This is a genomic window from Polaromonas sp. P1_E3, assembly GCF_056405935.1.
In genome coordinates, this window is the sequence record NZ_JBFUBD010000403.1 from 1 (window position 1) to 2,347 (window position 2,347).

Below are 2,347 nucleotides of genomic sequence, written 5' to 3' on the forward strand. Positions count from 1 at the left end.
GATGACGCCTTCGTTACGTACCTCGGGTGCCAGCAAGGCCACGTAGCCGCCTGGGGTAGCTGTCAGTGTGCCTTTGTTCACGACGGAGCCACTCGTGCCGCTGTTGCTGAAAATATGCTTGCCGGCTACGAAATCGGCATTACTCATGCTGAGCGTGGAGGCGACCAGGCCGCCGACGTTGACCTGGCTGCCGGCGCCAAACAGAACGCCGTTGGGGTTGAGGATAAACACCTGGCCATTGGCCGTCAGGCTGCCCAGGAACTCGCTCGGGCTGCTGCCCGTGATTCGGTTCAGCGCGATGGCCTGGGCATTGGGCTGATTGAACACCAGCGCTTCATTGGCACGGGTGGACAGGCTGGTCCAGTCAATCGCCACGCGCTGGCTGGACTGGTTGATGGTGGTGGTGTTGCCCACCGTGGCCAGGCTGGCGGCGCCCGCAGACACGCTGGCGTTGGCGGCGTCTGCGGCCTGGGCCTGCTGGGCACCTCCGGCAAGCAGGAGCCATGCGGCGCTGCAGGCAGCGTTGAGCGTGAACCCGCCCGTTGCACTGGCGCCGCGTCGGGCCAGGCGGTAAATGCGGTTGATGCCGGCATGGCTTTTCATGTGTAGCCTTTCGGGACAGGACGGGCGGCGAAGCCCCCAAAGATCTCTCTTTTCCTGCCGGCGATGGCCTGCCATTTGGGGCTACAGGCCCATGCGCCGCGCATGACAAATGCCATAGTACGACGCCCCGGACCGGCGCGATAGCCTGGGTTTCGCGCACAGCGCGCCCTGGAAGCCCTGCTTGCTACAGTTTTGATAGCTGCTCGCGCTCGTCCTTGCTGCGCTACAGCCTGATTTTGCTGTAAACCTCAAGAATTGCGGCCGAACAGCCCTGCGCGAGTCACCTGCAGGGGGCGGGGCCGCCAGGGTCCAAGCCCCTATCTGCTATTATTTTTATAGCTGCTTGCACCCATCCCCGTTGGGCTCAGGGCTTTTTTTCTCAAGAAATAACACCTGGCGACAAAGGTATGGCTCTGCATAGGGGAAACCACGTTGCGGCCTCTTCATAATCACCCCATGAAGTTTTCACACAGCTATCCCCATTCCAGAGCCAGAGCCCACCCCTTGCGCAAATTCGCCGGTTTGGCCCTTGTCACCTTGTTCTGCGGCCTTGCCGCTGCGCAGACAGCCAAACCCGCTCCATCCGCCCCGGCACCCGTGCCCCACCCCCTCGTGGGCACCTGGAGCTGGGCACTGGCGGGAAAGGCCTGCACTGAAACCTGGCAATACAGTGCAAAAGGCACCCGGCTTGTCACCAGCGGTGAAGAAGTTACGCGAGGTGATTACGAAATATCCGCAGCGCCCAGCGCGCAGGGGTTTTACCGCCTCACCGATACCGTGACCGACAGCAACGGCAAGCGGGATTGTTCGGGCGACCTGCATGAAGCGTCGGACCCGCCGGTTGTGCGTTTCATTCAGTTCAGCCCAAAGCAGGACCAGCTCATCGTGTGCAGGGCCGAGTCGCTGCAGGCCTGCTTTGGCCCCCTGAAGCGGATGCCGGGCTAGACCCGGCCCAACAAGCTAGCGGCCGCTGATCAGCGACTGCAGGAAACCGGGGTCAAAGTGCTGCCCGATGTAATCGGCCAGCCCATCGAATACGGAGTCCAGCGTGGGCACCGTGGTGCCAAACAGCGCCTGCAGCACCGCCGGGTCTTCAAACATGCCGTGCAGGTACAGCCCCAGCACATTGCCGCGAATGTTCTGCCACGCCAGGCCTTCGGCCATCACCGCACTGGCCGTGTCGCCCGCCGCGGCCAGTGCGGGGTGCTGCGCGGTCTGGCCGTGGTGGATTTCATAACCCTGCAGGGCCACGCCTGACAAGGCCGCCCAGGCGCCACCGACTTCTCCAAAGCGGGCTTGCCGCTGCCACACCGTTTTATCTTCGTCAAACACGGTGACCACCGGTAGCAGGCCGAGCCCTGGCGCATTGCCGTCGATGCCGTGCGGATCAATCAGCGCCTCGCCGAGCATTTGCAGGCCGCCGCAGATACCCAGCACCGCACCGCCCTGCCCTGCATGGGCAGCAATGGCCCGGTCCAGCCCYTGSGYGCGCAGCCAGGCCAGGTCACCGCTGGTGTGCTTGGAGCCCGGCAGGACGATCCAGTCGGCACCGGCCAGGTCCGCAGGGCTGCGTACCCACTTGAGGCGGACACCGGGCACGTTCTTGAGCGGCTGGAATTCGTCGAGGTTGCTGATGCGCGGATAGGCAATCACGGCCACGGTGGTGGAGACCTCCCCTGCTGCGGTAGTGCGGTCGTCAAACACGCCATCTTCTTCGGGCAGGCCGTGCTGCCACCACATGGGC

General features: G+C 63.8%; 2 protein-coding genes and 1 pseudogene. 1 reads left to right on the plus strand and 2 read right to left on the minus strand.

Going from position 1 to position 2,347, the window contains the following annotated elements; genetic code table 11:
* Window positions 1–603, minus strand: a 603-nt coding sequence (locus tag AC1D0Z_RS19785; RefSeq protein ID WP_477659883.1) for a two-partner secretion domain-containing protein, incomplete at its 3' end; no start/stop codon positions are given.
* A gap of 456 nt (window positions 604–1,059) precedes the next feature.
* Between AC1D0Z_RS19785 and AC1D0Z_RS19790 the strand changes: the two genes are divergently transcribed.
* A complete protein-coding gene (locus AC1D0Z_RS19790; protein ID WP_477659884.1) occupies window positions 1,060–1,548 on the plus strand; it encodes a hypothetical protein in 489 nt (162 codons plus the stop codon).
* Window positions 1,549–1,563: 15 nt separating this feature from the next.
* Here AC1D0Z_RS19790 and AC1D0Z_RS19795 read toward each other — a convergent pair.
* Window positions 1,564–2,347, minus strand: a pseudogene (locus tag AC1D0Z_RS19795) (cobyric acid synthase); the annotation flags it as partial.

Bases quoted from the DNA above. Each gene is read 5' to 3' on its own strand.
- AC1D0Z_RS19790 (WP_477659884.1), top strand. From the start codon at position 1,060: ATGAAGTTTTCACACAGCTATCCCCATTCCAGAGCCAGAGCCCACCCC.